At 72.3% G+C, this 25,967-nt stretch carries 24 protein-coding genes; 12 read left to right on the top strand and 12 right to left on the bottom strand.

Annotation, left to right across the window (positions count from 1 at the left end):
- Positions 1-340 precede the first annotated feature (340 nt).
- The 6 genes from ACFVGY_RS17545 to ACFVGY_RS17570 all read left to right on the top strand — a co-directional run bounded on the left by ACFVGY_RS17545 (position 341) and on the right by ACFVGY_RS17570 (position 10,062).
- Positions 341-1,870, top strand: a complete 1,530-nt coding sequence (locus ACFVGY_RS17545; protein ID WP_385677697.1) for a leucyl aminopeptidase — start codon at positions 341-343, stop codon at positions 1,868-1,870.
- Between the two features lie 319 nt (positions 1,871-2,189).
- Positions 2,190-3,578: a dihydrolipoyl dehydrogenase gene (gene lpdA / locus ACFVGY_RS17550; RefSeq protein WP_385677700.1), complete on the top strand. Its 1,389-nt coding sequence runs from the start codon at positions 2,190-2,192 to the stop codon at positions 3,576-3,578.
- Positions 3,579-3,633: 55 nt separating this feature from the next.
- Entirely contained in the window at positions 3,634-5,430 is a 1,797-nt protein-coding gene (sucB, locus tag ACFVGY_RS17555) for a 2-oxoglutarate dehydrogenase, E2 component, dihydrolipoamide succinyltransferase (RefSeq protein WP_385677703.1), read from the top strand.
- A 299-nt stretch (positions 5,431-5,729) separates the two neighbouring features.
- Positions 5,730-6,353, top strand: coding sequence for a GntR family transcriptional regulator (locus ACFVGY_RS17560; RefSeq protein WP_385677864.1), 624 nt, complete (start codon positions 5,730-5,732; stop codon positions 6,351-6,353).
- 233 nt (positions 6,354-6,586) lie between these two features.
- A complete protein-coding gene (gene aceE, locus ACFVGY_RS17565) occupies positions 6,587-9,271 on the top strand; it encodes a pyruvate dehydrogenase (acetyl-transferring), homodimeric type (protein ID WP_385677705.1) in 2,685 nt (894 codons plus the stop codon).
- 272 nt (positions 9,272-9,543) lie between these two features.
- Positions 9,544-10,062 (top strand): DUF4240 domain-containing protein, encoded by a 519-nt coding sequence (locus tag ACFVGY_RS17570; protein WP_385677708.1) that lies wholly within the window; start codon positions 9,544-9,546, stop codon positions 10,060-10,062.
- 18 nt (positions 10,063-10,080) lie between these two features.
- On the opposite strand, the gene ACFVGY_RS17575 is transcribed toward ACFVGY_RS17570, so the two are convergent.
- On the bottom strand, positions 10,081-10,851 hold the full coding sequence (locus ACFVGY_RS17575) for an SDR family NAD(P)-dependent oxidoreductase (RefSeq protein ID WP_385677711.1): 771 nt from the start codon (positions 10,849-10,851) through the stop codon (positions 10,081-10,083).
- A gap of 85 nt (positions 10,852-10,936) precedes the next feature.
- Here ACFVGY_RS17575 and ACFVGY_RS17580 point away from each other — a divergent pair, with 85 nt between their 5' ends.
- Positions 10,937-11,629, top strand: a complete 693-nt coding sequence (locus ACFVGY_RS17580) for a TetR/AcrR family transcriptional regulator (protein ID WP_385677714.1) — start codon at positions 10,937-10,939, stop codon at positions 11,627-11,629.
- On the opposite strand, the gene ACFVGY_RS17585 is transcribed toward ACFVGY_RS17580, so the two are convergent.
- Positions 11,601-11,918: a MazG-like family protein gene (locus ACFVGY_RS17585; RefSeq protein ID WP_385677717.1), complete on the bottom strand. Its 318-nt coding sequence runs from the start codon at positions 11,916-11,918 to the stop codon at positions 11,601-11,603. The genes ACFVGY_RS17580 and ACFVGY_RS17585 overlap by 29 nt on opposite strands.
- Positions 11,919-12,023: 105 nt before the next feature.
- Positions 12,024-13,433, bottom strand: a complete 1,410-nt coding sequence (glnA, locus tag ACFVGY_RS17590) for a type I glutamate--ammonia ligase (RefSeq protein WP_385677721.1) — start codon at positions 13,431-13,433, stop codon at positions 12,024-12,026.
- Positions 13,434-13,617: 184 nt separating this feature from the next.
- Here glnA and ACFVGY_RS17595 point away from each other — a divergent pair, with 184 nt between their 5' ends.
- The gene (locus ACFVGY_RS17595) at positions 13,618-14,085 is read left to right on the top strand and encodes an RDD family protein (RefSeq protein WP_385677724.1); all 468 of its coding nucleotides are present in this window, start codon (positions 13,618-13,620) and stop codon (positions 14,083-14,085) included.
- A gap of 147 nt (positions 14,086-14,232) precedes the next feature.
- Here ACFVGY_RS17595 and ACFVGY_RS17600 read toward each other — a convergent pair whose 3' ends face one another.
- The 5 genes from ACFVGY_RS17600 to ACFVGY_RS17620 form a co-directional block, all read right to left on the bottom strand.
- Entirely contained in the window at positions 14,233-14,931 is a 699-nt protein-coding gene (locus tag ACFVGY_RS17600) for a DUF4191 domain-containing protein (RefSeq protein ID WP_385677727.1), read from the bottom strand.
- Between the two features lie 10 nt (positions 14,932-14,941).
- Positions 14,942-15,139, bottom strand: a complete 198-nt coding sequence (locus ACFVGY_RS17605; protein WP_385677867.1) for a hypothetical protein — start codon at positions 15,137-15,139, stop codon at positions 14,942-14,944.
- Positions 15,140-15,387: 248 nt separating this feature from the next.
- Positions 15,388-16,341: a lipoyl synthase gene (lipA, locus tag ACFVGY_RS17610; RefSeq protein ID WP_385677730.1), complete on the bottom strand. Its 954-nt coding sequence runs from the start codon at positions 16,339-16,341 to the stop codon at positions 15,388-15,390.
- A gap of 109 nt (positions 16,342-16,450) precedes the next feature.
- Entirely contained in the window at positions 16,451-17,254 is an 804-nt protein-coding gene (gene lipB, locus ACFVGY_RS17615; protein WP_385677733.1) for a lipoyl(octanoyl) transferase LipB, read from the bottom strand.
- Positions 17,255-17,340: 86 nt separating this feature from the next.
- Complete coding sequence (locus ACFVGY_RS17620; RefSeq protein WP_385677735.1) at positions 17,341-17,655, bottom strand: hypothetical protein; 315 nt, start codon at positions 17,653-17,655, stop codon at positions 17,341-17,343.
- Positions 17,656-17,828: 173 nt separating this feature from the next.
- Here ACFVGY_RS17620 and ACFVGY_RS17625 point away from each other — a divergent pair, with 173 nt between their 5' ends.
- Positions 17,829-19,274 (top strand): regulator, encoded by a 1,446-nt coding sequence (locus ACFVGY_RS17625; protein ID WP_385677738.1) that lies wholly within the window; start codon positions 17,829-17,831, stop codon positions 19,272-19,274.
- Positions 19,275-19,382: 108 nt separating this feature from the next.
- Here the strand turns inward: ACFVGY_RS17625 and ACFVGY_RS17630 are convergent, their stop codons facing one another.
- The 3 genes from ACFVGY_RS17630 to ACFVGY_RS17640 form a co-directional block, all read right to left on the bottom strand.
- Positions 19,383-20,639 carry an NAD(P)/FAD-dependent oxidoreductase gene (locus ACFVGY_RS17630; RefSeq protein WP_385677741.1) on the bottom strand — a complete coding sequence of 419 codons (1,257 nt, stop codon included), beginning with the start codon at positions 20,637-20,639 and terminating at the stop codon, positions 19,383-19,385.
- A 260-nt stretch (positions 20,640-20,899) separates the two neighbouring features.
- The gene (locus ACFVGY_RS17635; RefSeq protein WP_385677744.1) at positions 20,900-21,802 is read right to left on the bottom strand and encodes a TIGR01777 family oxidoreductase; all 903 of its coding nucleotides are present in this window, start codon (positions 21,800-21,802) and stop codon (positions 20,900-20,902) included.
- A gap of 194 nt (positions 21,803-21,996) precedes the next feature.
- The gene (locus ACFVGY_RS17640) at positions 21,997-22,662 is read right to left on the bottom strand and encodes a VIT family protein (RefSeq protein WP_385677870.1); all 666 of its coding nucleotides are present in this window, start codon (positions 22,660-22,662) and stop codon (positions 21,997-21,999) included.
- A gap of 154 nt (positions 22,663-22,816) precedes the next feature.
- On the opposite strand from ACFVGY_RS17640, the gene ACFVGY_RS17645 reads away from it, so the two are divergent.
- Together ACFVGY_RS17645 and ACFVGY_RS17650 are read left to right on the top strand one after the other, a co-directional pair.
- Positions 22,817-24,067, top strand: coding sequence for a PP2C family protein-serine/threonine phosphatase (locus ACFVGY_RS17645; RefSeq protein ID WP_385677747.1), 1,251 nt, complete (start codon positions 22,817-22,819; stop codon positions 24,065-24,067).
- Positions 24,068-24,164: 97 nt separating this feature from the next.
- The gene (locus ACFVGY_RS17650) at positions 24,165-24,911 is read left to right on the top strand and encodes a nuclease (protein WP_385677750.1); all 747 of its coding nucleotides are present in this window, start codon (positions 24,165-24,167) and stop codon (positions 24,909-24,911) included.
- A gap of 230 nt (positions 24,912-25,141) precedes the next feature.
- Here ACFVGY_RS17650 and ACFVGY_RS17655 read toward each other — a convergent pair whose 3' ends face one another.
- Positions 25,142-25,399 carry a hypothetical protein gene (locus ACFVGY_RS17655; protein ID WP_360639249.1) on the bottom strand — a complete coding sequence of 86 codons (258 nt, stop codon included), beginning with the start codon at positions 25,397-25,399 and terminating at the stop codon, positions 25,142-25,144.
- 107 nt (positions 25,400-25,506) lie between these two features.
- Between ACFVGY_RS17655 and ACFVGY_RS17660 the strand changes: the two genes are divergently transcribed.
- Entirely contained in the window at positions 25,507-25,878 is a 372-nt protein-coding gene (locus tag ACFVGY_RS17660; protein ID WP_385677753.1) for an ArsC/Spx/MgsR family protein, read from the top strand.
- The last annotated feature ends 89 nt before the right edge of the window (positions 25,879-25,967 follow it).

Here is a 25,967-nt window from a genome sequence, read left to right on the forward strand (position 1 = left end):
CTTTCCCCCCGCAGGCATCGCTCGACTACGGCCCTTGGCGGTAGGCCGGACCGAGGAGGCTCTGTGGAAATCATGCAAAGGGACCCCGCGCCCCCTTGCGAGAGTGGCTCGAGTCTCTCGGACCTCGTCAGGTCTAACGGGCAAACCTGGAACAGAGACCACAGATGGGTGAACCGTAGAGCGGCCGAGTCGAACAACTTGCCAAACCCTGGAATGGCGTACGGTCCGGCTGCTACGCGTAGGCTCATTTCTGGCGGCCGTCGGGCCGGAATACGATCGCTCCGGATGGCCGTCCCACCCACTCGGCCCACAACACAAACGGAAGCGAGACTTCACCACCGTGACTGCTCTGACTCTCAGCACAGCCGGCGCGACGACGCTGCGCGCCGACGCCCTCGTGGTCGGCGTCGCGAAGGGCCCCAAGGGCCCCGTCGTGGCACCGGGCGCCGAGGCCGTGGACAACGCGTACGACGGGAAGCTCGCCGCCGTGCTCGCCGCCCTGGGCGCCTCCGGCGCGGAAGGCGAGACCACCAAGCTGCCGGCTCCGGACGGCCTCAAGGTCCCGGTCGTGCTGGCGGTCGGCCTCGGCCCGGTGCCGGGCGACGAGGAGTCCTACGACGAGGAGGCGCTGCGCCGCGCCGCCGGCGCCGCCGCCCGCGCCCTGCACGGCAGCAAGAAGGCCGCGTTCGCGCTCCCCCTGGAGGACGCGTCCGCCGTCACCGCGGTCGCCGAGGGCGCACTGCTGGGCGCGTACGCCTTCACCGCCTACCAGGGCGGCGAGAAGAAGGCCGCCAAGAACGGCGGCCCGAAGCTCCCGCTCGCCGAGGTGGCCCTGCTGGGCGCCAAGCCGCGCGACAAGGAGCACAAGGCCGCGGCCGAGCGCGCCGTCGTCGTCGCGGCCGAGGTCAACACCGCCCGCGACCTGATCAACACCCCGCCGAACGACCTCACCCCCGTGTCCTTCGCCTCGATCGCCTCGGCGACCGGCAAGGAGCACGGCCTCAAGGTCCAGGTCCTGGACGAGAAGGCCCTGGTCAAGGGTGGCTACGGCGGCATCATGGGCGTCGGCAAGGGTTCCGAGAACCCGCCGCGCCTGGTGAAGATCGCCTACACCCACCCGGACGCGGACAAGCACCTCGCGTTCGTCGGCAAGGGCATCACCTACGACTCGGGCGGCATCTCCCTGAAGCCGGCCGGCCACAACGAGACGATGAAGTGCGACATGTCCGGCGCCGCCGCCGTGTTCGCCGCCGTCGTCGCCGTGGCCCGCCTCGGCCTGGCCGTCAACGTCACCGGCTGGCTCGCCCTCGCCGAGAACATGCCGTCCGGCTCCGCCACCCGCCCCGGCGACGTGCTGCGCATGTACAGCGGCAAGACCGTCGAGGTCCTCAACACGGACGCCGAGGGCCGGCTCGTCCTGGCCGACGCGCTGACCAAGGCCTCCGAGGACAACCCGGACGCGATCGTCGACGTCGCCACCCTGACCGGCGCGATGGTGCTGGCCCTGGGCAACCGCACCTTCGGCATCATGGCCAACGACGACGCCTTCCGCACCTCGGTCCACGAGATCGCCGAGGAGGTCGGCGAGGCCTCCTGGCCGATGCCGCTCCCGGCCGACCTGCGCAAGGGCATGGACTCCCCGACCGCCGACATCGCCAACATGGGCGAGCGCATGGGCGGCGGCCTGGTGGCCGGCCTCTTCCTGCAGGAGTTCATCGGCGAGGGCATCACCTGGGCGCACCTGGACATCGCGGGCCCGGCCTTCCACGAGGGCGCCCCGTACGGCTACACCCCCAAGGGCGGCACCGGCTCGGCCGTGCGCACCCTGGTGCGGCTGGCCGAGCGCACGGCCACCGGCGACCTGGGCTGACGCACCGCGTCCCCGCGCGGTGTGACACCCGACATGTGACGCACGACGCACGCCCGGCCCCTTGAGAGCAACCCGATCAAGGGGCCGGGTGTTCACCCACAACGAAATCCGTAGGTTTCTACGCATCGGTAACCCCTTCTTCCGGCAGAACGACCTGCCACAGTCCGGGCCCGGCGTCCCGTGTTCCCGCGACAAATGCGAAGATGGGTTCTCGGCAGGACAGGGCCCACCACAGGGCCGAAGAAACAAGCGGCCGAACACCAGCCGCCGCCCGGTCACAGAGGACCGGTGCCCGGCGCACATGCATGGAGGACGTGACGTGGCGAACGACGCCAGCACCGTTTTCGACCTAGTGATCCTCGGCGGTGGCAGTGGCGGTTACGCCGCGGCTCTGCGCGCTTCCCAGCTGGGTCTGGACGTTGCCCTGATCGAGAAGAACAAGCTCGGCGGCACCTGCCTGCACAACGGCTGCATCCCCACCAAGGCTCTGCTGCACGCGGGCGAGATCGCGGACCAGGCGCGCGAGGCCGCGCAGTTCGGCGTGAAGACCTCCTTCGAGGGCATCGACATCGCCGGTGTGCACAAGTACAAGGACGACGTGATCGCCGGCCTGTACAAGGGTCTGCAGGGCCTCGTCGCCTCCCGCAAGGTGACCTACATCGAGGGTGAGGGCCGCCTGTCCTCCCCGACCACCGTCGACGTGAACGGGCAGCGCATCCAGGGCCGCCACGTCCTGCTGGCGACCGGCTCCGTGCCGAAGTCCCTCCCGGGCCTGAACATCGACGGCAACCGGATCATCTCCTCCGACCACGCGCTGGTCCTGGACCGCGTCCCGGAGTCGGCGATCATCCTCGGCGGCGGCGTGATCGGCGTCGAGTTCGCCTCGGCGTGGAAGTCCTTCGGCACCGACGTCACCATCATCGAGGGCCTGAAGCACCTCGTCCCGGTCGAGGACGAGAACAGCTCCAAGATCCTTGAGCGCTCCTTCCGCAAGCGCGGCATCAAGTTCAACCTCGGCACGTTCTTCGACAAGGCCGAGTACACCGAGAACGGCGTCCGGGTCACCCTGGCCGACGGCAAGACGTTCGAGGCCGAGGTGCTGCTGGTCGCCATCGGCCGCGGCCCGGTCTCCCAGGGCCTGGGCTACGAGGAGCAGGGCGTCGCGATGGACCGCGGCTACGTCCTGGTCGACGAGTACATGCAGACCAACGTGCCGACCATCTCGGCCGTCGGCGACCTCGTCCCGACCCTGCAGCTCGCGCACGTCGGCTTCGCCGAGGGCATCCTGGTGGCGGAGCGCCTGGCCGGCCTGAAGGTCGTCCCGATCGACTACGACGGCGTGCCGCGCGTGACCTACTGCCACCCCGAGGTCGCCTCCGTCGGCATCACCGAGGCCAAGGCCAAGGAGATCTACGGTGCGGACAAGGTCGTGGCCCTGAAGTACAACCTGGCGGGCAACGGCAAGAGCAAGATCCTGAAGACCGCGGGCGAGATCAAGCTCGTCCAGGTCAAGGACGGTGCCGTGGTCGGCGTCCACATGGTCGGTGACCGGATGGGCGAGCAGGTCGGCGAGGCCCAGCTGATCTACAACTGGGAGGCCCTGCCGGCCGAGGTCGCGCAGCTCATCCACGCGCACCCGACCCAGAACGAGGCGCTCGGCGAGGCCCACCTGGCCCTGGCCGGCAAGCCCCTGCACGCACACGACTAATTCAGTCACGGGCGCGACGACCACTACCGCACATTCGTAAGGAGCAACTGAAACCATGGCGGTTTCCGTAACCCTTCCGGCGCTCGGCGAGAGCGTCACCGAGGGCACTGTCACCCGCTGGCTGAAGGCCGAGGGCGAGCGCGTCGAGGCTGACGAGCCGCTGCTCGAGGTCTCGACCGACAAGGTCGACACCGAGATCCCCTCTCCCGCGTCCGGCATCCTGGCCTCCATCAAGGTCGCCGAGGACGAGACCGTCGAGGTCGGCGCCGAGCTGGCCGTCATCGACGACGGCTCCGGCGCGCCGGCCGCGGCTGCCGCTCCGGCCGCCGAGCCCGCCGCTGCCGAGGCCCCCGCCGCCCCGGCGCCGGTCGCCGAGGCCCCCGCCGCTCCGGCGCCGGTCGCCGAGGCCCCGGCCGCCCCCGCACCGGCCGGCGCCTCCGGCACCGACGTCGTGCTGCCCGCCCTGGGCGAGTCCGTCACCGAGGGCACCGTCACCCGCTGGCTGAAGGCCGTCGGCGAGACGGTCGAGGCCGACGAGCCGCTGCTCGAGGTCTCCACCGACAAGGTCGACACCGAGATCCCCGCGCCGGTCTCCGGCACGCTGCTCGAGATCCTGGTCGGCGAGGACGAGACCGCCGAGGTCGGCGCCCGTCTGGCCGTCATCGGCGTCGCGGGCGCTGCCCCGGCCGCCGCTCCGGCCCCGGCCGCTGCCGCCCCGGCCGCCGCTCCGGCTCCGGTTGCCGCCCCGGCTGCCGCTGCCCCGGCTCCGGCCGCTCCGGCTGCGGCTGCCCCGGCGCCCGCCCCGGTGGCTCCGGCCGCCCCGGTCGCCGCTCCGGCCCCGGTCGCCCCGGCCGCTCCGGTGGCCGCCCCGGCTCCGGTCGCCCCGGCCGCTCCCGTCGCCCCCGCCGCTCCGGCGGTCACCGGTGACGAGGGCGCGTACGTGACCCCGCTGGTGCGCAAGCTCGCCTCCGAGGCCGGCGTCAACCTGAACACGGTCACGGGCACCGGCGTCGGTGGCCGTATCCGCAAGCAGGACGTCCTGGCCGCCGCCGAGGCCGCCAAGGCCGCTGCCGCGGCCCCGGCTCCGGCCGCTCCGGCCGCCGCCGCTCCGGCCGCCGCCGCGGTGTCCGAGCTGCGCGGTCAGACGGTCAAGATGACCCGCATGCGCAAGGTCATCGGCGACAACATGATGAAGGCCCTGCACTCGCAGGCGCAGCTGTCGTCCGTGGTCGAGGTGGACGTCACCAAGATCATGAAGCTGCGCGAGAAGGCCAAGGCCGGCTTCCTCGCCCGCGAGGGCGTCAAGCTGTCCCCGATGCCGTTCTTCGTCAAGGCTGCGGCCCAGGCGCTGAAGGCCCACGCGGTCGTCAACGCCCGGATCAACGAGGACGAGGGCACCATCACCTACTTCGACTCGGAGAACATCGGCATCGCCGTGGACTCCGAGAAGGGCCTGATGACCCCGGTCATCAAGGGTGCCGGTGACCTCAACCTGGCCGGTATCGCCAAGGCGACCGCCGAGCTGGCCGGCAAGGTCCGCAGCAACAAGATCACCCCGGACGAGCTGTCCGGCGCGACCTTCACCATCAGCAACACCGGCTCGCGCGGCGCGCTGTTCGACACGGTCATCGTGCCGCCGAACCAGGTCGCGATCCTGGGCATCGGTGCCACGGTGAAGCGCCCGGTGGTCATGGAGACCGCCGAGGGCACCGTCATCGGCGCCCGCGACATGACGTACCTGACCCTGTCCTACGACCACCGTCTGGTGGACGGCGCGGACGCGGCCCGGTACCTCACGGCCGTCAAGGCGATCCTGGAGGCCGGCGAGTTCGAGGTCGAGCTCGGCCTGTAAGGCTCCCGCTGCCCCGTCGGCAGTCACCCGCACGGCGCCCCTGTCCGGAGACCTCCGGGCGGGGGCGCCGTCGTCCCACCCCGCCCCGTCAAGGACGTCCGACCCGTCCGGGACGGCTACCCGCGTGATCACCGTCGGAGGATCCCGATCCGCCTCGCAGGGGCAGTGGTTGTAACCAGCCTCACCCCGGCGTCCCCGAGGACGAACTCTCCCCGTGGGCCTACTGCGCCGTATTGTCTACGCATCAGACTGCGCACGATCAGACTCCGCCCGCCCTTCCAGGAGATGAAGCCCCGATGATCACCCCACCCGTCGTGCACTCGCTGCGCGAGCAGATCCGCGAGCACATCGTGGAGGGGATCGTCAGCGGACGCTGGAAGCCCGGCGAGCGGATCGTCGAGCGGCGGATCGCCGTGGAGCTGGAGGTCAGCCAGACGCCGGTGCGGGAGGCGCTGCGCGAGCTGGAGACGCTGCGGCTGATCGAGTCGGCGCCGAACAAGGGCGTCCGCGTGCGGAACCTGACCGCGGCGGACCTGGAGGAGATCTACCCGGTCCGGGCCGGCCTGGAGCAGATCGCGGCCGAGTTGGCCGCGCCGAAGCTGGCGACGGACTGCTCGGCGCTGGAGCCGCACGTCGCGGCCCTGTGGGACGCGGACCGGGCCTCGGACGGCACGGCGCAGGTGCGGCACACCGTCGGGTTCCACCGGGAGATGGTGCGGGCGGCGGGGAACAGCGTGCTGCTGCACACCTGGGAGAGCCTGGGCATCGAGGTGTTCACCGCGCTGTCGATCCGCTGGCTGGGGACGGTGCAGAAGTCGTACGCGGAGGAGCACGCGGCGCTCGTCGAGGCCTTCCGGAACCAGGATCCGGAGATCGGCGTGTTGGTGAAGCGGCATGTTCTGGGGTGCGCGCCCCGCGCCTGACGCTCCCGACCGGGAGCCGGTTTGCCCTGATTTGCCCGGCACGCGGTGTCTGATGCGATGGCACCGCGTGCCGACTTTTCGTCGATGTGCCGTAACTTGGGTGCAACCGTTTGATCGATCATCGATCAGGGATTTACAGTCTTGGCGGACCCCGAACGGGTCCGCCCACCCTGTCCTGCCCGTCAGGGATCTTCTTCACCACCTCTCCTTTGTCCGGAAGGCGGCGCACACCGATGTCCGACCCCGTAGGAAAGCTTCCGAGCGAGCTCGACCAGCTCCCGGACCGCGACACCGAAGAGACCGCCGAATGGGCGGCCTCGCTCGACGCCGTCGCCCAGGCCGCCGGTACGCGCCGCGCCGAGTACCTGCTCCGCCGCACCCTCCAACACGCCGAGGCCGCCGGCCTCGCCCTGCCGAAGCTGCTGGAGACGGACTACGTCAACACCATCCCCACCTCCGCCGAGCCGGCCTTCCCCGGTGACGAGGAGATGGAGGCCCGCATCACCGCGTGGAACCGCTGGAACGCGGCCGCCATGGTGACCCGCGGCTCCAAGTACGGCGTCGGCGGCCACATCGCCACCTTCGCCTCCGCGGCCTGGCTCTACGAGACCGGCTTCCAGCACTTCTTCCGCGGCAAGGAGACCGACGGCTCGGGCGACCAGATCTACGTCCAGGGCCACGCCTCCCCCGGCATCTACGCCCGCGCCTTCCTCGACGGGCGCATCTCCGAGCAGCAGCTCGACAACTTCCGCCAGGAGTCCGGCGGCAACGGCCTGCCCTCCTACCCGCACCCGCGACGCCTGCCCTGGCTGTGGGAGTTCCCCACCGTCTCCATGGGCCTCGGCCCGCTGTCCGCGATCTACCAGGCGCGTTTCAACCGCTACCTGGAGAACCGCGGGATCAAGGACACCTCCCACTCGCACGTCTGGGCCTTCCTCGGCGACGGCGAGATGGACGAGCCCGAGTCGACGGCCGCCCTGGCCCTCGCCTCCCGCGAGCGCCTGGACAACCTGACCTTCGTCATCAACTGCAACCTGCAGCGCCTCGACGGCCCGGTCCGCGCCAACTTCCGCGTGGTCCAGGAGCTGGAGGCCCAGTTCCGTGGCGCCGGCTGGAACGTGGTGAAGACCCTGTGGGGCTCCGCCTGGGACGAGCTGTTCCAGCTCGACACCACGGGCGCCCTGGTCCGCCGTCTCCGCGAGACCCCGGACGCGCAGTTCCAGACGTACGCCACCCGCGACGTGGCCTACATCCGCCAGCACTTCTTCGGCGGCGACCCGGCCCTGGTGGCACTCGCCGGCCTGCTCTCCGACGCGAAGATCGCCGAGTGCTTCCACACCTCGCGCGGCGGCCACGAGCCCCGCAAGGTCTACGCCGCGTACAAGGCCGCCCTGGAGCACAAGGGCGCGCCGACGGTCATCCTGGCGCAGACCGTCAAGGGCTACACCCTGGGTGCGGGGTTCGAGTCGAAGAACGCGAACCACCAGATGAAGAAGCTGACGATCGACGAGTTCAAGGGCATGCGCGACCTGCTCGGCCTCCCGATCCCGGACAGCGCCTTCGCCGACGGCGTGGTCCCGTACGGCCACCCGGGCGCCGACTCCCCCGAGGTCCGCTACCTGCACGAGCGCCGCGCGGCCCTCGGCGGCCCGGCCCCGGCCCGCAAGGTCCACCACGTGGCCCTGCCGCAGCCGGCCGACAAGTCCTACGCCCCGCTGCTCAAGGGCTCCGGCAAGCAGGAGATGGCCACCACCATGGCCTTCGTCCGACTCGTCAAGGACCTGATGCGGGACAAGGAGACCGGCCGCCGCTGGGTGCCGATCGTCCCCGACGAGGCCCGTACCTTCGGCATGGAGTCCCTCTTCCCGTCGGCCGGCATCTACTCGCCGCTGGGCCAGACGTACGAGCCGGTCGACCGCGACCAGCTGATGTACTACAAGGAGGCCAAGGACGGCCAGATCCTCAACGAGGGGATCACCGAGGCCGGCGCCATGGCCGACTTCATCGCCGCCGCCACGTCGTACGCCACGCACGGCGAGACGATGATCCCCTTCTACATCTTCTACTCGATGTTCGGCTGGCAGCGCACGGGCGACCAGATGTGGCAGCTCGCCGACCAGCTCGGCAAGGGCTTCATCGTGGGCGCCACGGCCGGCCGCACCACCCTGACCGGTGAGGGCCTCCAGCACGCCGACGGCCACTCGCACCTGATCGCGGCCACCAACCCGGCCTCGCTCAACTACGACCCGGCCTTCGCGTACGAGATCGCGGTGATCGTCAAGGACGGTCTGCGGCGCATGTACGGGGAGAACCCGGAGGACGTCTTCTACTACCTGACGGTCTACAACGAGCCGAAGCCGCAGCCGGCCATGCCCGAGGGTGTCGAGGAAGGCATCGTCAAGGGCCTGTACCGCTTCAACACGGCCGCCGACCTGGGCGGGGCCGCCCCGGCCGCGGACGCCCCGAAGATCCAGCTGATGGCCTCGGGTACGGCGATCCACTGGATCCTGGAGGCCCAGCAGCTGCTGGCCGCCGAGTGGAACGTGGCCGCCGACGTGTGGTCCGCCACCTCCTGGGGCGAGCTGCGCCGCGAGGCGCTGGAGTGCGACGAGGCCCTGCTGCGCGGCGAGGAGCGCCTGCCGTACGTCACCCGCGTGCTCGACGGTGCTCCGGGCCCGGTGCTCGCCGTCTCCGACTGGATGCGCCAGGTCCCGGACCAGATCAGCCAGTGGGTCCCGCAGGACTACACCTCGCTGGGCACGGACGGCTTCGGCCTCTCCGACACCCGTGCGGGCGCCCGCCGCCACTTCGGCGTCGACGCGCAGTCCATCGTGGTCGCGGCCCTGGCCCAGCTCGCCCGCCGTGGCGAGGTGCCGGCGTCCGCCGTCAAGGAGGCCCGCGAGCGCTACGGCCTGTAGGCCCCGGCACTGCCGGTACGACGAAGGCCGGTATCCGTCCCTCTGGGGGATGGATACCGGCCTTCGCCGTACGCGCGGTGGCGTCAATGTCGTCCAGCAGTGATGCTGAACCCGTGGTGACTCCTCCTCCCGGACACCAGCCGGGCGGCTTCTCACTTGGGACCGCGATCCCGCATGAAGGCCAAGCCCTGACCTCTGCCGCAAGGCAGGCACCGAACGTACTACGGCACGTCATCCGCGCGGGCCGCTTTCGAGAAGTTCGAGAGGATCGCATGGACGAGACGGAGTTCTGGGAGATCGTCGACAGCACCCGGGAGGCCGCCGGGGGCGACCCGGTGGACCACGCGGACCTGCTCGTGGAGCGGCTGGCGCAGCTCGATCCGGACTCCGTCCTGGATTTCGCCCGGCATTTCGAGTCCCGCTACAACCGGGCGTACACCTGGGACCTGTGGGGGGCTGCCTGGGTGCTGCTGGACGGGGCGAGCGACGACGCGTTCGACTACTTCCGGTGCTGGCTGATCGGCCAGGGGCGGGAGATGTTCGAGGGTGCGGTCCACGACCCCGACCAGCTGGCGGAGCTCCTCGACGAGTTCGACGAGGAGCTCGACGGGGACGGCGAGGAGCTCGGGTACGCGGCCGACGAGGCGTACGAGCAGCTGACCGGCACGGTCGCGCCGGACCTCGGGATCCCGCTCCAGCCGGCGGAGCCGGAGGGCACCCCGCTGGACTTCGAGAACGAAGCCGTGCTCGCGGAGCGGTTCCCCCGGCTGTGGGCGCGCTTCAGGTCCTGACCGTCCCGCAGGGGCGGGTCAGTAGTGGGTGCCGCCGTCGATGCGGATCTCCGTGCCGGTGATGAAGGCACCGTCCTGCGAAGCCAGCATGGCGACGACGCCGGCGACGGTCTCGGGCCCGGCGAAGCCCTGGCCGATGGCCGGGGCGAGCTTCGCGAACAGGCTCCAGTCGGTGTCCTCGGGCAGGCCGGGGCCGGTACCGGTGGTCATGCCGCTCTCGATGGAGCCGGGGGCGACGGCGACGAAGCGGAGGCCCTGCTTGCTGTACTCGGCGGCCAGGGCGTGGGTCATGGACTGGATGCCGCCCTTGCTGGCCGCGTACGCGGACATGTAGGGGTGCGCGAACGAGGCCGAGGTGGAGCTGAAGTTCACGACGACGGGCTGGGCGCCCTCCAGCAGCGCCGGCAGCGATGCGCGGATCATCAGGAAGGTCCCGGTGAGGTTGACCGTGATGACCTTGTTCCACAGCTCCAGGCTGGTCTGGTGGGTGTGCGCGGAGCGCAGGATGCCCGCGGCGTTGACCAGCACGTCGAGCCCCCCGAGGAGCCCGACCGCGGCGGTGACCCCGGCCTGGACGGAGGCCTCGTCGGCTATGTCGAGGAGGGCGGTGGTGAGCCGGTCCTCGTGCCCCGCGGCGCGGGCCTGGTCGGCAGTCTCCTTGAGGCCGGCCTCGTTGACGTCCACGGTGTGGACGCGGCCGCCCTCGGCGAGGATGCGGTGGACGGTGGCGCGGCCGATGCCGGAGCCGCCGCCGGTGATGAGGACTCGGCGTCCTTCGAAACGGTTCATGGGGCGAGCGTACCGCCGTGATGACATGTTTTGCCAGAGTGTCAAAGCGCGCATCACGGGGTGCGGGGAAGGGTAGGCTTCAGGCGTGAGATCCCCTCGTCCGTACTCCCCCCAGACCGGCCCCGGAGCGCAGTCGCTGACCGAGCGCCGCAAGGCCGCGACCCAGCTCGACATCGCCCGCGCCGCCTGCGCCCTGTTCGCCGAGCACGGCCCCGACGGCACCACCGCGGAGGACATCGCGCACCGCGCCGGTGTCGCCCTGCGCACGTTCTACCGCTACTTCCGCAACAAGCAGGAGGCCGTCGGCCCCCTGCTCGCGACCGGCGGCGAGCGGTGGCGCAGCGTGCTCGCGGAGGAAGCCCCCGGCACCCCGCTCGGCGAGGCCCTGGAACGCGCGGTAGTCCGGTCCCTCGCCGACCCCCAGACGGTGGAGGAGGGTCTGGAGGTGACCCGGGGCCTGCTCCGCGCCGCGGCGGACGACCCGGCGCTGCGCGCCGTCTGGTACCGGGTGAACCAGGACTCCGAGGAGCAGCTCGTCCCGGTGATCGCCCGCCTGGCCGGCGAGGGCGCCGACCCGCTCGGGGTCCGCCTGCTCGCCGCGGCCGCCACGGACGCGATCCGCATCGCCCTGGAGCTGTGGGCCACCACGGACGCGCCGCGCACCGGTCCGGCCTCCCCCGCCGAGCTGGCCGTCCGCAGCCTGCGCGAGCTGACCGGGGCGATGCCGCTCGTGGCACGGTCCGGCGAGGTCAGAGGAAGCGCTCGGCCTTCAGCTTGAGCTGCTCGGCGAAGTACCCGGCAGCGTCCGGCCGCATCCGGGCCAGGGCCACCATTGCGGTGATGACGACGTCGGCCACCTCGGCCTCGACGTCGTCCCAGCCGTGCGAGTTCCCCTTGCGCGGGTTGGTGCCCTTGGCGCCGATGACGGCCTGCGCGGCCTCCCCGAACTCCTCACCGATCTTGAGGATCTGCAGGGTCACGCTCTCCTCGTGCGGCATCCCGCGCTCGCGGTCGTGCGCGTCGAAGGTGGCCGCGAGCGCGGCGATCGTCTTCCACTGGTCATCCATGTCCCGAACCTAGCGGGTACCGCACCACCCGCGGAACAAGATCAAAAAACCCGGCCCGCCCCCGCGCCGGACCGGCAGCGGGGGCGGCTCTTCATCGCCTGCGGCTTAGAGGTCGAAGTACAGCTCGAACTCGTGCGGGTGCGGGCGCTGGGCGATCGGGGCGATCTCGTGGGTGCGCTTGTAGTCGATCCACGTCTCGATCAGGTCGGAGGTGAAGACACCGCCGGCGAGGAGGTACTCGTGGTCCTCCTCCAGGGCCTTGAGGACGTCCTCCAGGCTGGACGGGACCTGCGGGACGCTCGCGTGCTCGTCGGGGGCGAGCTCGTAGAGGTCCTTGTCGATCGGCTCCATCGGCTCGATCTTGTTCTTGACGCCGTCGAGGCCCGCGAGCAGCAGCGCCGAGAAGGCGAGGTACGGGTTGGAGGACGGGTCCGGGGCGCGGAACTCGACGCGCTTGGCCTTCGGGTTCGAGCCCGTGATCGGGATGCGCATGGCGGCGGAGCGGTTGCGCTGCGAGTACACGAGGTTGACCGGCGCCTCGAAGCCCGGCACCAGGCGGTGGTACGAGTTCACCGTCGGGTTGGTGAAGGCGAGCAGCGACGGGGCGTGCTTGAGGATGCCGCCGATGTAGTAGCGGGCGGTGTCCGACAGGCCCGCGTAGCCGGCCTCGTCGTAGAAGAGCGGCTCGCCGCCCTGCCACAGCGACTGGTGGACGTGCATGCCCGAACCGTTGTCACCGAAGATCGGCTTCGGCATGAAGGTCGCGGTCTTGCCGTTGCGCCAGGCGACGTTCTTCACGACGTACTTGAAGAGCATCAGGTCGTCGGCCGCGGCGAGCAGCGTGTTGAACTTGTAGTTGATCTCGGCCTGGCCGCCGGTGCCGACCTCGTGGTGCTGGCGCTCGACCTGGAGGCCCTGGGCGTCCAGCTCCAGCGAGATCTCGGCGCGCAGGTCGGCGAAGTGGTCGACCGGGGCGACCGGGAAGTAGCCGCCCTTGTAGCGGACCTTGTAGCCGCGGTTGTTCTCCTCGGAGCCGGTGTTCCAGGCGCCGGCCTCGGAGTCGATGTGGTAGAAGCCCTCGTTCGCGGTGGTCGCGAAGCGCACGCTGTCGAAGATGTAGAACTCGGCCTCGGGGCCGAAGAAGGCGGTGTCGGCGATGCCGGTGGAGGCCAGGTAGGCCTCGGCCTTCTTCGCGATGTTGCGCGGGTCGCGGCTGTAGGCCTCGCCCGTGATCGGGTCGTGGATGAAGAAGTTGATGTTCAGCGTCTTGTCGCGGCGGAACGGGTCCAGACGCGCGGTGCTGATGTCGGCACGCAGCGCCATGTCGGACTCGTGGATGGCCTGGAAGCCGCGGATCGAGGAACCGTCGAAGGCGAGCTCCTCCGCCGGGTCGAACGCCCGCGCCGGGATGGTGAAGTGCTGCATCACACCAGGCAGGTCGCAGAAGCGGACGTCGACGAACTTGACGTCGTTCTCCTCGATGTACTGCTTCACTTCGTCGGCGTTCTGGAACATCCAACTCCTCCTACTCCCGACCCGGGGCGGGGACGGGCTGCATAGCTCGTGGTGCGTCAGTGCGGTGCCGCACGCTGACCCGACCATAGGCAGACGGGATTTCCCAAGCATGACCCATTTGTTTCGCACAAGTTAACCAGGGTCCGGCCGGAGGGGCCCGTTGCGCCACAGGTACCGTGTTCGGGTGGACAACAGGCAAGCAATGGGATCGTGGCTCTCCGGCCCCCGCGCGGCGGCCGAGGACATGGGCGTCGACTTCGGCTACCCGGGCCAGCGGCTCGGCCTGCCCCAGGAGGGATCCGGCTCCGCGGCGCGCTTCGGGCGCCGCCTGGGCGGGGTGGCCGTCGACTGGATCGCGTGCCAGGTGATCGCATACGGGCTGATCACCGGCGGCAACGCGACGGCGACGGGCAACTGGACGCTGCTGCTCTTCGTGGTGCTGAGCATCCTGACCCTCGGCACGGTGGGCTTCACTCCCGGGAAGCGGCTCGTGGGCCTGCGCGTGGTCGCGGAGGACGGCGGCCGGCTCGGCTTCGGCCGGGTGGTGCTGCGCACGCTGCTGCTGGCCCTGGTCATCCCGGCGCTGGTCTGGGACCGCGACGGCCGCGGCCTGCACGACCGGGTGGCCCGCGCCGTCCAGGTCCGCATCTGAGGCCCCCGGCCACCGCAGACGACGCACGCAGCAGCACAGCAGAACAGCGCAAAGACAGCAGGAACAGGGGCGCCCCCGCAGCCATCGGCTCGGGGGCGCCCCTGTTGGTGTATGTCGTACGTCGTATACGAAGAGCGGATCAGCGCATCAACGCATCTTCCCGCCGCGCGGCATCCGCATGCCCTTAGGCATGGGCCCCTTTGGCAGTGGCATGTTGCTCATGAGGTCGCCCATGGCGCGCAGCTTGTCGTTGGCCTGGGTGACCTGCGGGCCGGACAGCACGCGCGGCAGCTTGAGCAGGGTGGTGCGCAGCTTCTTCAGCGGGACCTGTCCCTCGCCGGTGCCCACGATGAAGTCGTGCACCGGGACGTCCGGCATGATGCGCGCGAGCTTGCGCTTCTCGGCGGCCAGCAGCGGCTTGAGCCGGTTGGCGTTGCCCTCGGCGATCAGGACGACGCCCGCCTTGCCCACGGCCCGGTGGACGAGGTCCTGGCTGCGGTTCATCGCGATGGCGGGGGTGGTCGTCCAACCCCGGCCCACGTTGTCCAGTACGGCCGCGGCCGCTCCCGGCTGGCCTTCCATCTGCCCGAAGGCGGCCCGCTCGGCGCGCCGCCCGAAGACGATCGCGGTCGCGAGGAACGCCACCAGGAAGCCCAGGATGCCCAGGTAGACCGGGTGGTCGATCAGGAAGCCGATCCCGAGGAAGACACCGAAGGTGATGAGTCCGACGGCCGCAAGGATCAGACCGACCTTCGGGTCGGCCTTGCGCGTCATCTTGTACGTGAGGGCGATCTGCTTCAGTCGCCCGGTTGTCGCAGCAGTCTCTGCGTTTGCCTTCCTCGCCATACAGCGAAGTTTACGTGGCCTGCGGGGCCCGGGTCGCCGCGGCCTCGAGTACGTGCTCGGTTTCGACGCGGTCCTTCGCCCGTCGGCGGTCCTCCAGGACCGCGCTCCAGGCGTTGCGGCGGGCGCCGCTCATGAGCAGCGATTCGAGGCCCCGGAAGGCCTCTGCGAACGACGGGATGGCGATGGCGCGTACGGGCGCGGCCTGCATGGTCTCGTTCCCTTTCACGGTGCTCACGTCGGTCCGGAGGGCGCACTGCGGGGGTGGCGCAGGTGTGCGACGGTGTGCGCGGTGTGTTGACCCATGGTCACTGATTGGTGTTACCAGGGCATGACCGGTCGGTCAAACGGTGATGAAACATTTACGCGGCCCGTCGGATCTCTTCCCTCGAAGAGCCTACGGGCCGCGTCCATGCGGTGTTACTAGCCGGTAAACTTTGTGCGTGACGTCACAGGGCGCTACGCGATGGCTCCGCTCCGCTTGTCCATCGCCTGCTGGTAGAGGCGACCGGCGCGGTACGAGGACCGGACCAGCGGGCCGGACATCACACCGGAGAAGCCGATCTCCTCGGCCTCCTTCGCCAGCTCCACGAACTCGGCCGGCTTCACCCAGCGCTCGACGGGGTGGTGCCGCGGCGAGGGGCGCAGGTACTGGGTGATGGTGATGAGCTCGCAGCCGGCCTCGTGCAGGTCGCGCAGGGCCTGCGTGACTTCCTCGCGCTCCTCGCCCATGCCGAGGATCAGGTTCGACTTGGTGACCAGGCCGTACTCGCGGGCCTTGGTGATCACCTCGAGGGAGCGCTCGTAGCGGAAGCCCGGGCGGATCCGTCGGAAGATCCGCGGAACCGTCTCGACGTTGTGCGCGAAGACCTCGGGACGGGAGGCGAAGACCTCCTCCAGCAGCTCCGGCACCGCGTTGAAGTCGGGGGCCAGCAGCTCGACCTTGGTGCGGCCGCCCTCGCGGCCCGCCGTCTGCTCGTGGATCTGGCGCACGGTCTCCGCGTACAGCCAGGCGCCGCCGTCCTCCAGGTCGTCGCGGGCGACGCCGGTGATGGTGGCGTAGTTCAGGTCCATCGTGACGACGGACTCGCCGACGCGGCGGGGCTCGTCCCGGTCCAGGGCCTCGGGCTTGCCGGTGTCGATCTGGCAGAAGTCACAGCGCCGGGTGCACTGGTCACCGCCGATGAGGAAGGTGGCCTCGCGGTCCTCCCAGCACTCGTAGATGTTCGGACAACCGGCTTCCTGGCACACGGTGTGCAGGCCCTCGCCCTTCACGAGGTTCTGCATCTTCGTGTACTCGGGACCCATCTTCGCCCGGGTCTTGATCCACTCGGGCTTGCGCTCGATGGGGGTCTGGCTGTTGCGGACCTCCAGGCGCAGCATCTTGCGTCCGTCGGGTGCGACTGCGGACACGACCGGCTCCCTGTGACTGTGATTCCTCGGCGCCCACCAGGGTACGCCCGTAAATTCGTACGCTCTTACGTCGGCCAACCTGGGGGCGGCCGGACGCATTCCCCGGCGGCTACGCCCCCGGGGCGGTCTCGATCTCCCGCGGCCGCAGCTCGGCGTTCTCCAGTACGTCCTTCAGGTGCTTCTCGGCCACCGGCAGCACCTCGGCGATGGTGACCTGGCGGCCCAGTTCGTACGAGAGGGACGTCACACCGGCGTCGCGGATCCCGCAGGGCACGATCCGGTCGAACCAGGTGTTGTCGGGGTTCACGTTGAGCGCGAAGCCGTGCATGGTCACGCCCTTGGCGACGCGGATCCCGATCGCCGCCAGCTTGCGGTCCTCGCGGCGCTGGCCGGCGTTGGACGGGGCGTACTCGGGGCCGTTCAGGCGGGCGTCGAACTCCTCGTCGTGCAGACGCGGGTCGAAGTCCAGGGACAGGCCGCCGATCTTCGGACGCTGCTCCACCGGGTCGCCCAGCACCCACACGCCGGAGCGGCCCTCCACGCGGGTGGTCTCCAGGCCGAAGTCGGCGGCGGTGCGGATCAGCGCCTCCTCCAGCCGGCGCACGTGCGCGACGACGTCCACCGGCCGCGGCAGCTTCATGATCGGGTAGCCGACCAGCTGCCCCGGACCGTGCCAGGTGATCTTGCCGCCGCGGTCCACGTCGACGACGGGCGTGCCGTCGAGGGGGCGCTCGCTGTCGGCGGTGCGCCGCCCGGCCGTGTACACGGCCTCGTGCTCCAGCAGCAGGCAGGTGTCCTCGATCTCGTCCGCGAAGCGGGCGGCGTGGACCCGGCGCTGCTCTTCCCAGGCCTCGGTGTACTCGACGTAGTCGTCCGGCCCGAAGCCCAGATGGACAAACCCAAGCTCAGCCACCGCAGCGCCTCCTCGTTGAACCTGCTGTGTGCACGTACCGCACCAGCCAAGAGTACGGCGACCGGCCACGGCCCCTCCGGGGGCCCTCAGCCGTCCACCTGCGGCTCCGGCGCGGATTCCGGTTCCGGCTCCGGCTCCGGCTCCGGCGGCAGCCCAGGCAGCAGCGGGGGCCGCCTGCGCCCCCTGGGCGGCCGGTCCGGGTCCTCGTCGGCGCGCGGCAGCCGCCGGTGTCCCTCGGAGTGGTCGTTGACCCAGCCGCACACCCCGCACGCGTACCGCCCGTCGAGACCCGCGATGTACGTCCCGCACCGGCGGCACTCCGCCTCGGTGATCTCGGGTGCGCGGAGCGGCTGCGCGGTGGAGTCGGCGGGCGGCTCCGCCCGGGTCGGCCTGCGGGTCATGGGGCGCAGCGTACGCGGCGGGCGTCGACGCGGCCGTAAAGAGCCCCACCGATTCTGCACACGATCGGATGAATATGGGGCACAGAGGACGGCACAAGGGAAGTTCGCCGCTACATTCACGCCGTTCACAGGGCCGAAACTCCGGTCCGTCACGTCAGGAAACCGTGGAGCCGATGACGGAACGCCCCGCCCAGCACGTCCCCAACCGGCAACTCGCGGCTCTGATCGCGGAAGCCGGGTTCTCCAACGCAGGTCTGGCCCGCCGCGTCGACCAGCTGGGCCTGGAACACGGCCTCGACCTGCGGTACGACAAGACGTCCGTCACCCGGTGGCTGCGCGGCCAGCAGCCCCGTGGAACCACCCCCGCCCTGATCGCCGAGGTGTTCACCCGGCGCCTGGGCCGACGGCTCTCCGCCCAGGACCTCGGCCTGGACGCCTGCGCACCCGTCTACGCGGGCCTGGAGTTCGCGGCCACGCCGGAGGAGGCCGTCGACATCGCCAGCGGGCTGTGGCGCAAGGACTCCGGCTCCCACGCCGAACTACGGAAGATCGCTTTCACCCCGGCCGGGCTGGTCGTCCCCAGCCGGGACTGGCTGATCGGGCGGCCCGACGAACACGTGGGCCGCGGCGCGGACCCGGCCGCCACGGCCGCCCGCGTCCCCGCCCAGGGCCGGGGCCCGGTCCCCCGGCAGCGGCAGATCGACCGCGGGCCGGGCCAGCGCGTCACCGGCGGGGACATCGCCGCGCTGCGCTCGGTCAGCGAACTGTTCAAGACCCTCGACCAGACGTACGGCGGCGGGCACGCCCGCCAGGCCCTGGTGCGCTACCTGGAGCACGAGGCCGAGCCGATGCTGCGCGGCACCTACGGGGAGACCACCGGGCGCCGGCTCTTCGCGGCCGCCGCCGACCTGACCCGGCTCGCCGGCTGGACCTCGTACGACATCGCCGCGCACGGGCTCGCCCAGCGTTACTTCGTCCAGGCGCTGCGGCTGGCCCAGGCCGCCGCGGACCGGCCCTACGGGGCGTACGTGCTGGTCACCATGAGCCGGCAGGCGGTCTACCTCGGCCACGGCCGGGAGGCGGTCCAGCTGGCCCGCGTCGCCCAGCAGGGCGTCGGCTCCGGCCCGCCGCCGCTGGTCCAGGCGCTGCTGCACGCGGCGGAGGCCCGTGGGCACGCCGTCCTCGGCGAGGTCCGGGCCGCGACGGCCGCGCTGGTCCGGGCCGAGCGGGCGCTGGGCGCGGCCCGGCCCGGGGACGACGTGCCGCACTGGGCGCGGTTCTTCGACGAGGCCCAGCTGGCCGACGAGTTCGGGCACTGCCACCGGGACCTCCAGCAGTACCGGGCCTCGGCCCAGCACGCGGAGCGCTCGCTCCAGCTGCGGGCTCCGGCGCTCGCCCGCTCGCGGCTGTTCTGCCGGGTGGTGCTGGCCACGGCCCGGCTGGGGCTGGGCGAGCTGGACCAGGCGTGCGCCCTGGGCGCGGAGGCGGCGCAGCAGGCGGTGGAGATGCGGTCGGTCCGGGCGGTGGAGTACGTACGGGACTTCGAGCGCCGGCTGGAGCCCTACCGGGACGCGGCGGCCGTACGCACCTACCGGGACCGGGTGGCGGCGCTGTCCTGAGCCGCGGAACGGCCGGCCTGCCGGCGCGGGCGGCGCCGGCGGGCGGCGCCGATGGGTACGGGCCCGTCCCCCGGCGCGGGGAACCGGGCCCTTGCCCTGTGGTTCTTCTCAGGCCACCGCCGGGAGGGCGGCTTCGGCCGTGGCCGGCAGTCGGATGCCGAAGTCGCGCAGGACGGCGGTGGCGGCGCGGCGGGCCGAGTGCAGGGCGCCCTGCACGGTGTTGGCATCGCGGTGGTCGCCGCACACGTACAGTCCGGCCAGCACCCGCACCGGGCGCCGCAGGTCGTAGGGCGGCGGCATGGCGGGCACGGCCTCCGGGGCGTGGTGGACGGCCAGCAGCTCCCAGTCCCGGGTGGCGGTCCCGTAGAGCCGGGCGAGGCGCGAGGCGACGGTGCGCACGGGCGGCGGCGGGCCGAGCACGGTCGTGGTGACCAGGCTCCGGCCGGCCGGGGCGCGCGTCGGGTCGACCGCGCTCATCACGGCGGTGTGCGCGACGGGCCAGCGGGGGTCGCCGTCGAGCAGTAGCGAGCCGTCCCAGGGCAGCGGGGCGGACGTGGCGTGGTGGATGACGGTGACCTCGTGGAAGTCCGGCACCCGCAGCCCCGGCAGCAGCTCGGCGGCGGCCCGCGCCCCCGTGGCCAGGACGAGGGAGCGGCAGCTGAACTCGCCGTGCTCCTCGGTGGTGACGCGCTGGGTCGCCACGGAGGTGACCCGGACCCCGGTGCGCACGGTGCCGGGTGGCAGGGCGGCCGCGAGCAGCCCGGGCAGGACCGCCGCGCCGCCCTCGGGCACGGCGAGCCGGCCGCGGGCGAAGGTGCGCAGGGCCAGGTCGGCGACGCGGCTGGAGGTGGTGAGCTCCGGGTCGCGCAGCAGGGCGGCGAGCAGCGGCCGCAGGGGGCTGGTGGGGGCCCGGGAGCCGAGGGCTGCCGCGGCCGTGCGCTCGGGCCGGGCCAGCAGGCGTTCGACCGGCAGCGCGGCGAGCCGGCCGAGGTGGGCGCTGAGCCGGGCCTGGTCGAGGGACCGGCTGGCCAGCGCGCGGGCCGGGGTCATGACCCCGGCGCGCAGCTGCCGGCCGTCGGTGTGGACGAGCACCCCGGGCGCGAAGGGGCGCAGGACCAGGCCGGCGAGGCCGGGGGTCCGGTCGAGCTCCGTGTACGAGGTGTTGAGGAGCTGGCCGACCCGGTCGAGCCGGAAGCCGTCCGACTGCTCGGTGGCCATTCGGCCGCCGGGGTCCTCGGCCGCCTCCAGGACGGTGACGGTGACCCCTGCCGCGATCAGGTGCTGTGCCGCCGCGAGTCCTGAGACCCCGGCTCCTACGATGACGACGTCCGCATGCTGTGCGGCGTGGTGCGAGCTGCTGAGCACGTGCCCCTCCCCGAGGTCGGCGCGGCTGTGTGGGGATCCTCCTTCCCCCAACGGGCTTCGGGGGAACCCTTGTTGGGTGCGGGATTACGGTCGGATCCGGTCGCATTGCGGTCGCATCCGGGTCACGAACGGTCGCACGGCGTCCGGCGGTGGGCCGCCGGGGCGTGCCGTGGACCGCGGGGCGGAGCGGGGCGGAGGTGGGTGTCCGGGCCCGGCGCGGGCGGGGCCCGGGGTAAGGGGGCGGAACAGGGGACCCGAGGTCAGGGCTCGGCGTGGGCGACGGCTGCGCGGACGGCGTCCTCGATGTGCGGGTGGCGGAAGGCGAAGCCCGACTCCAACAGCCGTGCGGGCCGGGCCCGCTGACTGCCCAGCACGTCCTGGGAGAGTTCCCCGAGGACGAGCCGCAGGACGGGCGCCGGCACCGCCAGCAGCGTCGGGCGGTGCAGGACGCGGCCCATCGCGGCGGTGACCTCGCGGTTGGTCGGCGGCTCGGGAGCGGTCAGGTTCACCGGTCCCGACAGCTGCGGGCTGTCGACGAGGTGCCGCAGGGCCGCGATCTCGTCGTGCAGGGAGATGAACGGCCAGTACTGGCGGCCGTCGCCCAGCCGCCCGCCGAACCCGGCCCGGAAGACGGGGAACATCCGCCCCCAGGCACCACCCTTGCCGGAGACGACCAGTCCGGTACGGGCGAGCACCGTCCGCACCCCGGCCTCCCGGGCGGGGGCGGCGGCCGCCTCCCACTCCACGCACACCTCCGGCAGGAACCCGCGGCCGGCCGGGGCCGTCTCGTCGACGGTGCGGTCGCCGGCGTCGCCGTAGTAGCCGACGGCGGAGCCGCTGACGAACACCGCGGGCGGCTCGTCCAACGCGGCGACGGCCCGCGCCATGGCGGTGGTGCCGTTCACCCGGCTGTCCCGGATCTCCTTCTTGTACGCCGCGGTCCAGCGGTGGTCGCCGATCCCGGCCCCGGCCAGGTGGACCACGGCCGCGCAGCCGGCGAGCCCGGCCGGGTCGACGTACCCGCGCCGGGGGTCCCACCGCGCCTCGTCGGGTGCGGCCGGCTCCCGCCGCACGAAGCGGACCACGTCGTGGCCGTCCGCCCGCAGGGACCGTACGAGGGCGCTGCCGATGAGACCGGTGGACCCGGTGACCGCGATACGCATGGCCCCATGATGCCGGGCGGAGGCCGCGGACGGGCCGGGAACCGCCCGGCGGGGGGCTGCCGGGCGGGGGGCCACCGGGCGGGGGGGCAGCCGGACGGGGGCAGCCGGACGGGGAGCAGCCGGCCGGGGGCAGCCGGACGGGGGCGCCAGTGGGGGCGCCAGTGGGGGCAGCCGGCGGAGTCGCCGCCGCCGGATCAGGTCGTGCCGATCCAGGTGCCCACCGAGTACGTGACCGCCATCGCGAGCGCGCCGCCCGTGACGTTGCGCAGCACCGCCCGCCCGGCCGGGGCCGCGCCCAGTCGGGCACTGGTCACCCCGCACAGCACCAGCGCCGCGACCACGGCCGCCACCGTGACCGGAACCCGCTGGGACGGCCCCGGCAGGAGGATCGCCAGCAGCGGCAGCAGCGCTCCCACCGTGAACGCCGCCAGGCTGGCGAACGCCGCGTGCCACGGGTTGGCCAGTTCGTCCGGGTTGATGCCGAGCTCCACCCGGGCGTGGGCCCGCAGCGCGTCCCGCTCCGTCAGCTGCTCCGCCGCCTCCCGGGCCACGTCCGGGCTCAGTCCGCGGGCGGCCAGCAGCTCCGTCAGCTCGTCGAGCTCCGCCTCCGGCTCCTGCACCAGCTCCCGGCGCTCCTGGTCCAGCGCGGCCCGCTCGGAGTCCCGCTGCGAGCTGACCGACACGTACTCCCCCGCCGCCATCGACAACGACCCGGCCAGCAGGCCGGCCACCCCCGCCGCCAGGATCGCCGGGCGCGAGGTGGTCGACCCGGCCACGCCCACCACCAGACCGGCGGTGGAGATGATCCCGTCGTTCGCGCCGAGCACCCCCGCCCGCAGCCAGTTCAGCCGGGTGCTCATGCCCGTACCGTGCGCCGCCTGCTCGCCGTGCGGTGGCGTCGGCGTCGTGTCCGTCACGGGACCACTGTCGACGGCGGGGCCGCCCGCGGCCACCCGAGGGAGCGTCCGGGGTGCGCCGCCCGGACCCCCGTACCAGGGTGGAGGGGTGAGAGGGGTGAGACGCCGGCGCCGTCAGGAGCCGGGCTGGCTGCGCGGGGAACCGCCGCCGCGCTGGGCCCGGATCGCACCCGTGGTGGCGCTGGTGGTGCTGGTGCTCGCGCAGCGGCTCACTCCCGGCGACGTCGAGCTGGGCTTCTTCCTGGCGGGCCTGCCCCCGGTGGCCGCGTTCGCGTACGGGGCCGCCGGCACCGCCGTCTTCGCCGGGCTGGTGCTCCTGCTGCTCGGCCTGCCGTGGCAGCTGGGGATCTCGAACCCGCGCGGCACGGACCTCGCTACGGTGGCCGCGGTCGGGATGCTCAGCGTGGTGATCGCCTGGGTCCGGCGGCGACGCGACACCCAGCTGGTCAACGTACGGACCGTCGCGGAGGCGGCCCAGCTCGCCGTCCTGCCGCCGGTTCCGGAGCGGGTCGGCCCGGTGCGCTGCGCCGGGCTGTACCGGGCGGCTCAGCACGGCACCCTGGTCGGCGGCGACCTGTACGACGTACGGGCCGGGCCGTACGGGGTGCGGGCCCTGGTCGGGGACGTGCAGGGGCACGGGCTCGCGGCGGTCGGCACGGTGGCGGCGCTGCTCGGTGCGTTCCGCGAGGGGGTCCTGGACGACCCGGAGCTCACGGAGGTCGCCGCCCGCCTGGACAGGCGGCTACAGGCGGACGCGGCGGGTGCAGTGGGGGCGACGGGCTCGGCCGGCCCGGGCGGCTCGGCGGGCTCGGGCCGCCCGGCCGGCTCGGGGTCGGGCGCGGCGGACCCGCCGGGTTCGGCGGCCGGGGGCGGCTCCGCGGACGTCTCTTTCACCCTCGGGCATCCGGAGCTCTTCGCGACGGCCCTGCTGCTGGAGTTCCCGCCCGGGTTGGACCTCGTACGGATCGTGTCGTGCGGGCACCCGCCGGCCCTGCTGCTGCGCGGGGCGGGGGTGTCGGAGGTGTCCGTGGAGCCGGGGCCTCCGCTGGGGCTCGGACTCACCGTCCCGGAGGACACCGCGGTGACGGGCCTGCCGCTGCTGCCCGGTGACCGGCTGCTCGCCTACACGGACGGGGTCACGGAGGCCCGCGACACGTCCGGGTTCTTCTACCCCCTGACCACCCGCGTCCCGGTGGTGGCGACGCCGGCGCCCGCGGACCCGGCCGGGCTGGTCGGCGCCCTGTGGCAGGACCTGGTCTCCTTCACCGGAGGCGGGCCGGGCGACGACGTGGCGCTCCTGGTCCTGTCGCTCGAACGGCGGTCACGGCCGGACGGGAAGCATCCCTAGATTCGCCGGGGATCCGTTACGTCCCGCGCCCCGTCCCGTACGTCCCGCGCCCTGTCACGCGCCCCGACCCCGCCTTCGACCGCTCGTGGGAATCGCCATGTCCATGCTGCTGATCCGAGGATCGTTCAAGGTGGCCGGCGGCTCGCGGCCGGACGGCGACACCCTCCCGTTCATCCCGGACGACGTGGCCGAGTGGAAGCTCGTGCCGGGCTGCAAAAGGATCCTGCCTGCCGCGGACGGCCGCGCCCCCGTACGCCTCGAAGCCGTCGACGCGCTGGAGACCCACTACGGCAGCGGCGACCAGGTGCAGCACCAGCCGCTCAAATTCGTCCACCGGGCCGCGGACGCGCTGCTGACCTGGCTCGGCTTCACCCACATCCAGCGCCACGACGACGAGACCGTCACCACCGTCCCCGAACGGGTCCCCGGCTACGTCCTCACCCGGGGCACCGACGTCCACGGCCGCTGCGTGGCCCTGGTCGGCCGGCGGGTCCCGCCCGCGTACAGCGGCTACTGGATCGACGTCGACGAGAAGCAGCTGGTGAAGACGGCCAACCACCACCTCGTGGCGTCCGGCCGAATGTCCTCGCTCACCGGCCGCAACGGCGCGGTGATCCTCCCGAAGCTGTTCCGCCGGCTGAAGGAAGTCCTGGACCTCGACCTCGCCGATCCCGCCCCCTCACTGGCCTGCTTCCCGGCCTTCCTGGCCGGCGCCGGGGACACGTACCGCATCCCGCAGCGCCCGAAGCCGATCACCGGCCTGCAACACATCGTGGAGATCGGCGACGGCCACACCGTGCGGATGACCCACCATGCCGAGGAGATCGTCTTCGACGAGAAATGACCGGCTGACGGCCGGCCCGACCCGCGTGGGTCCTGCCGGACCCGGATGGGTCCTGCCGGAGTGGTCCGCTCCGACAGGACCCGGCGACGCCGGCCCGGCGCGACGGAACCGCCGCCGGGCGACGGAACCCGAGCGAGGGAACCACTGTGCGCGCCCGGCTGCGCGAGGATCGCCCCCCAACGCTGAGGGATCAGCTCGCGTTGCCGACGGTCAGCTGGTGTTGCCGGCGATCAGCTCGCGTTGCTGACGATGTACGCGCGCACCAGCCTGCACGTCGTGTTCGACGGCCGGTGGATCCCCGTCCGCACGGCCACCGACCGGATCTTCCGGTTGGTGGCGCGCCGGGCGTCGTACGTACCCGAGTCGAGCAGGGATATCGCCAGCCGCATCGCCTTCAGCCGGCGGTTGTGGCTCTCGTACCACTCCCGGGGGAGCCCCGCGGGCAGCGGCTTCTTCTTGACGGGCCGGAGCGTCTTGGCAGTGGCCATCTACAGCCTCCCAAACGGTAGTTGGCTTCCTGTCGTACTCCCTCGATTTTACCGGCGGGCACTGACAGAAGCCCCTGGCCAGACGGGCCCTGACTAGGCTGGACGCCATGGAGATCTGGATCAACCCCGCCTGCTCGAAGTGCCGCAGCGCGCTGACGCTGCTCGACGCGGAAGGCGCCGAGTACACGGTGCGCCGCTACCTGGAGGACGTGCCGTCCGAGGCCGAGATCCGCGCGGTCCTGGACCGACTCGGCCTGGAGCCGTGGGACATCACCCGCACCTCGGACCCCCTCGCGAAGGAAACCGGCGTACGCGACCTCCCGCGCGAGGAGACCGACGGGGCCCGGGCCCGCTGGATCGCCCACCTGGCCGCCCACCCGAAGCTCATCCAGCGCCCCATCATCACCGCCGACGACGGCACGGCGGTCGTCGCCCGCTCGGAGGAGGCCGTCCGCGAGGCCCTCTCCCGCCGCGCCTGACGGGGCTGCCGCCGACGGCCGGGGGCGGGCTGGGGCCCGCCGGGCCGCTGCCGGCCGGGCCGCTGCCGAGCCCCGGCCGTCTGAACTGG

The organism is Streptomyces sp. NPDC127106 (assembly GCF_042677605.1).
Lineage (GTDB): Bacteria > Actinomycetota > Actinomycetes > Streptomycetales > Streptomycetaceae > Streptomyces.

Bases quoted from the DNA above. Each gene is read 5' to 3' on its own strand.
- ACFVGY_RS17635 (WP_385677744.1), bottom strand. From the start codon at position 21,802: ATGCGTATCGCGGTCACCGGGTCCACCGGTCTCATCGGCAGCGCCCTC.
- sucB (WP_385677703.1), top strand. From the start codon at position 3,634: ATGGCGGTTTCCGTAACCCTTCCGGCGCTCGGCGAGAGCGTCACCGAG.
- ACFVGY_RS17600 (WP_385677727.1), bottom strand. From the start codon at position 14,931: ATGGCGAGGAAGGCAAACGCAGAGACTGCTGCGACAACCGGGCGACTG.
- ACFVGY_RS17605 (WP_385677867.1), bottom strand. From the start codon at position 15,139: ATGCAGGCCGCGCCCGTACGCGCCATCGCCATCCCGTCGTTCGCAGAG.
- glnA (WP_385677721.1), bottom strand. From the start codon at position 13,433: ATGTTCCAGAACGCCGACGAAGTGAAGCAGTACATCGAGGAGAACGAC.
- ACFVGY_RS17585 (WP_385677717.1), bottom strand. From the start codon at position 11,918: ATGGATGACCAGTGGAAGACGATCGCCGCGCTCGCGGCCACCTTCGAC.
- ACFVGY_RS17655 (WP_360639249.1), bottom strand. From the start codon at position 25,399: ATGGCCACTGCCAAGACGCTCCGGCCCGTCAAGAAGAAGCCGCTGCCC.
- ACFVGY_RS17625 (WP_385677738.1), top strand. From the start codon at position 17,829: ATGACGGAACGCCCCGCCCAGCACGTCCCCAACCGGCAACTCGCGGCT.
- ACFVGY_RS17575 (WP_385677711.1), bottom strand. From the start codon at position 10,851: ATGAACCGTTTCGAAGGACGCCGAGTCCTCATCACCGGCGGCGGCTCC.
- ACFVGY_RS17640 (WP_385677870.1), bottom strand. From the start codon at position 22,662: ATGAGCACCCGGCTGAACTGGCTGCGGGCGGGGGTGCTCGGCGCGAAC.
- ACFVGY_RS17660 (WP_385677753.1), top strand. From the start codon at position 25,507: ATGGAGATCTGGATCAACCCCGCCTGCTCGAAGTGCCGCAGCGCGCTG.
- ACFVGY_RS17570 (WP_385677708.1), top strand. From the start codon at position 9,544: ATGGACGAGACGGAGTTCTGGGAGATCGTCGACAGCACCCGGGAGGCC.
- ACFVGY_RS17620 (WP_385677735.1), bottom strand. From the start codon at position 17,655: ATGACCCGCAGGCCGACCCGGGCGGAGCCGCCCGCCGACTCCACCGCG.
- ACFVGY_RS17650 (WP_385677750.1), top strand. From the start codon at position 24,165: ATGTCCATGCTGCTGATCCGAGGATCGTTCAAGGTGGCCGGCGGCTCG.
- aceE (WP_385677705.1), top strand. From the start codon at position 6,587: ATGTCCGACCCCGTAGGAAAGCTTCCGAGCGAGCTCGACCAGCTCCCG.